At 66.3% G+C, this 4,426-nt stretch carries 2 protein-coding genes and 1 pseudogene; 2 read left to right on the top strand and 1 reads right to left on the bottom strand.

Translation table 11 applies throughout. The features are described from left to right. Positions 1-307: OB-fold nucleic acid binding domain-containing protein (locus AUC71_RS00125; RefSeq protein WP_342021365.1), on the bottom strand; the 307-nt coding region annotated here is incomplete at its 3' end. A gap of 239 nt (positions 308-546) precedes the next feature. On the opposite strand from AUC71_RS00125, the gene AUC71_RS00120 reads away from it, so the two are divergent. Together AUC71_RS00120 and mfd are read left to right on the top strand one after the other, a co-directional pair. Then, the gene (locus tag AUC71_RS00120) at positions 547-819 is read left to right on the top strand and encodes a succinate dehydrogenase assembly factor 2 (RefSeq protein ID WP_069622625.1); all 273 of its coding nucleotides are present in this window, start codon (positions 547-549) and stop codon (positions 817-819) included. A 14-nt stretch (positions 820-833) separates the two neighbouring features. Next, positions 834-4,337: pseudogene (gene mfd, locus AUC71_RS00115) on the top strand (transcription-repair coupling factor). Positions 4,338-4,426 lie beyond the last annotated feature (89 nt).

The raw sequence follows: 4,426 nt of genomic DNA, 5'->3' as shown, positions 1-4,426 counted from the left end.
CCTTGTCCACGGCCGCCACATGATCGGGATGGGGCATTTGCAGCCAGCCGTCATAGGCTTCGATCTTGCCCGAGATCAGCCGCGTCTCGCCGACCGGGAGGAGCCGCTTCAGATAGTTGGGGTCGGCCTTGAAATAGACGAGCTCGAGCGCGCCAGTGTCGTCCTCCACAAGGATGCGATAGGGCGCACGCGCCCCCCGCCGCCCGCCGCCGGGCCGGTGCTCGGCCACGCGCACCTCGAGCGTGGCGAGCTCCCCCATCTGGGCTTCGCTGATCGAAGGAATTCGCGCGCGGTCGACGAGGCCCACGGGAAGGTGCCACAGAAGGTCGATGGCCCGCGCATGGGCCCCTTGCTGCCGCGGGGCGACCAGCTTGTCGAGCAGCCCCTCGATTCGCGGGCGACGCCCTTCAGGGCGCGGACGGAAGCGAACAGGGGAGCGAGTCGGGGCGGTCGCATGAGCCCTAGTCTAGCGCGTTCAAGGCCGCGCCCTTGACATCGTCAGGGCCGCTCGGTCTAACCCTCGGGCTAAGATTGGAAGCTTGGATCATGTCGAGTGATCTTGGAATGCGCCGCCGCAGGGCGGTATGGCGGGCGACTCATCGAGGCTCTAAGGAGATGGACTATCTGCTTGGGCGCTTCGCCGAGCAAGCCATCGACAGCATGAATGGCGACGATATCGCCGTGCTCGAGCGCCTGATCGAGATGCCGGACCCGCAAATCGAGTTGTCGGTTTACGAGGGCTACTCGCTTGGCGAGCGCGATCTCGACGCGCTGATCGCGCGCGTCCGGCAGTTCCACGGCTTGCCCAAAGCCGGCTAAAAGCACAAGGGCCCATGAGTTCCGCGTCTAAGCTTCCCGCTCTGCAAGTGGATCGTCTGCTGAAGGACAAGCGCGCCATCGCCGGCGGCGTGCCCGAAGGCTTCGATGCGCTGCTCTTGGGCGCGTTGGCCCGGCATGCGCACGCGCCGATCCTGCATGTGGCCCGCGACGGCAACCGCCTCGCTACGCTTCAAGAGGCGATCGCCTTCTTTGCCCCCGATGTGCGGGTGCTGTGCTTTCCGGCCTGGGACAGCGTGCCGTATGACCGGGTGGCGCCGAACGCGGAGATTATCGCCGACCGCATCGAGACGCTCGCCGCCTTGACGGCGCGGGCCCCGGACGACGAAGCGCCGCTGGTCGTGCTGACTTCGGTAAACGCCGTGGTCCAGCGCGTGCCGCCACGGAGCTTCATCGCCGGCGCGATCTCAAGCTTCAGTCCGGCAATGTCAACATGCAGGCGCTCGAGCGCCTTGAGCGTCCGGCTATGCGCGCGCCGGCACGGTCACCGACCCTGGCCAATACGCGGTGCGCGGCGGCATTCTCGATCTTTACCGCCGGGCGGGCAACCGGTACGCCTCGACTTCTTCGGCGATCAGCTCGAATCCCTCCGCGCCTTCGATCCGGAGACCCAGCGCACGGAAGCGCGGCTCGACGCCGTGCACTTCTTGCCCATGAGCGAAGTGGCGCTGACGCCCGAGGTGCGCAGCCAGTTCCGCCAGCGCTATGTGGAGCTGTTCGGCCCGGTGACGGGCGACGACCCGCTCTACGAGGCGATCTCGGCCGGGCACCAGCATCAAGGTATGGAGCATTGGCTGCCGCTGTTCCACGACGAGCTGGCCACGCTGTTCGATTACGTGCCGAACGCCGTGGTGACGCTCGATCCGCTCGTGGACGATGCCCGGCAGAGCCGCCTCGAGCAGGTTGCCGATCATTACGATGCGCGCTCCGCGGCGCTGGAGCGCAAAGCTTTCGGCGCGCCGCCTTATCATCCCGTGCCGGCGAACAGCATGTTCCTGGACGAGGCCGAATGGCAGCGTCTGCTCGGCGCGGCGCCGCACGTGGTCGCGCTCGATACGTTCGAGCGCCCGGAAGGCGAGGGGGTCCATGTCGTCTCGTTTGGCGGACGGCAAGGCCGCTCGTTTGCGCCGGAACGTCAGACGGAAGGCAGCAACGTCTTCGATGCCGTGGTGGCGCATGCCAAGAAGCTGATCGCCCAGAAGAAGATCGTGATCGTCGCGTGCTGGAGCATGGGCGCGCGCGAGCGCCTGGCGACGCTCCTGACCGAACATGGCTTGAGCGACACGGTGCGGGTCGAGACGTTCCCGGACGCCGTCGCCGCGCCAGCCGAAGCGACGACCGTGGCCGTGCTGCCGCTCGAGACCGGCTTCGAAGCGCCGGGCATCGCGGTGATCGGCGAGCAGGACATCTTAGGTGACCGCCTCGTCCGCAAAGCGCGCGTGAAGAAGGGCAGCGACGCGCTGACCGAGGCCGCGAGCCTCGCGGTCGGCGATCTGGTGGTTCACGCGGATCATGGCATCGGCCGTTTCGTGGGACTGACCACCATCGAAGCGGCGGGCGAGCCGCACGATTGCTTGGAGCTGCACTACCAAGGCGGCGACAAGCTCTATCTGCCGGTCGAGAATATCGAACTCTTGAGCCGCTACGGCTCCGATGAATCCGGTGTGATCCTGGACAAGCTCGGCGGCGTGGCGTGGCAATCTCGCAAGGCCAAGCTCAAGCAGCGCATCCGCGACATGGCCGAGAAGCTGATCAAGGTGGCCGCCATGCGCGAGCTCCGCACCGCGCCGATCCTCAATCCGCCGGAAGGCACCTATGACGAATTCGCGGCGCGCTTTCCTTACGAGGAGACCGAGGACCAGGTCACATCCATCGACGCGGTGCTCGAGGATCTGGCGAGCGGCCGGCCCATGGACCGGCTCATCTGCGGCGACGTGGGCTTCGGCAAGACCGAGGTCGCCTTGCGTGCGAGCCTCATCGCCGTGCTTGCCGGCAAGCAGGTGGCCGTGGTGGTGCCCACCACGCTGCTGGCGCGACAGCACTTCCACACCTTCACGGAGCGGTTCCGGGGCTTCCCCGTGAAGATCGCGCAAGCCTCGCGCCTCGTCAGCGGCAAGGACCTTTCCGCAGTGAAGACGGGGCTGAAGGACGGCGCGATCGACATTGTCATCGGCACCCATGCGCTGCTCGGCAAGGCCATCGGCTTCGCCGATCTCGGACTTCTCATCGTGGATGAGGAGCAGCATTTCGGCGTGAAGCACAAGGAGCGGCTGAAGCAGCTCCGCGAGGACGTGCATGTGCTGACGCTCACCGCCACGCCGATCCCGCGCACGCTGCAATTGGCGCTGTCCGGCGTGCGCGAGATGTCGCTGATCGCCACGCCGCCGGTCGACCGCCTGGCGGTGCGGACCTACGTGTCGCCGTTCGATCCCATGACCTTGCGCGAGGCGCTGCTGCGCGAGCGCTTCCGCGGCGGCCAGACATTCTTTGTGGTGCCGCGCATCTCCGATCTCGACGAGGCGGCTGCGTTTCTGCAAGAGCACGCGCCGGAGCTGAAGGTCGCCCGCGCCCACGGACAGATGCCGTCGAGCGAACTCGATCAGGTCATGAACGCGTTCTACGACCGGCAATACGACGTGCTGCTGTCGACCACGATCGTCGAGAGCGGGCTCGACATTCCCTCGGCGAACACGCTCATCGTCTATCGCGCCGACCGCTTCGGCCTGGCGCAGCTCTACCAGTTGCGGGGCCGGGTCGGCCGCTCGAAGATCCGCGCCTATGCTTATTTCACCATTCCGGCGGATGCGCGTATCACGCCCGCCGCCGAGAAGCGGCTCAAAGTGCTTCAGTCTCTCGATACGCTCGGCGCCGGCTTCATCCTGGCCAGCCACGACCTCGACATCAGAGGCGCCGGCAATCTCTTGGGCGAGGAGCAGTCCGGGCATATCCGCGAAGTGGGCTTCGAGCTTTACCAGTCCATGCTGGAGGAGGCGGTGGCGGCCTTGAGGGGCGGAGAGGACGTGATCGAGGATCAATGGAGCCCGCGCATCAATCTCGGCACTTCGGTCCTCATCCCCGAGGACTACGTACCCGATTTACAAGTGCGGCTCGGGCTCTATCGCCGCCTGTCGGGGGTGGAGACCGCCGAGGCCATCGAGGCGTTCGCCGCCGAGCTCATCGACCGCTTCGGCGCCTTGCCTGAGGAGGTGCGGCATCTGCTCGACGTGGTCGAGATCAAGGCGCTCTGCCGTCTGGCGGGCATCGAGCAGATCGACGCGGGCCCGAAAGGCGCGGTCATCGCTTTCCGCAACAACGCCTTCGCCAATCCGGAAGGGCTCATCCGCTTCATCAGCAACGCGGGCAAGCAGGTGAAGCTCCAGCCCGACCACAAGCTCATCTTCTACGCCAACTGGCCGAACGCCGAAGACAGGCTTGCCGGCGCGCGCGATGTTCTGAAGCGGCTCGCCAAGATCGCGGGCGCCGTGAAGGAAGCCGCTTAGTACAAAAACGTCATCCTGAGGTGGCGCCGAAGGCGGCCCTCGAAGGATATCTGCACGAGTCATCCTTCGAGGCTCGCTGCGCTCGCACC

Origin of the sequence: Methyloceanibacter marginalis (assembly GCF_001723295.1) — a bacterium.
GTDB classification, from domain to species: domain Bacteria; phylum Pseudomonadota; class Alphaproteobacteria; order Rhizobiales; family Methyloligellaceae; genus Methyloceanibacter; species Methyloceanibacter marginalis.
The sequence above is the reverse complement of the archived record's forward strand: the minus strand, read 5'-3'. Positions and strand labels throughout refer to the sequence as shown.

Excerpts from the sequence above, each read along its gene's own strand:
- AUC71_RS00120 (WP_069622625.1), top strand. The coding sequence starts at position 547 with ATGTCGAGTGATCTTGGAATGCGCCGCCGCAGGGCGGTATGGCGGGCG.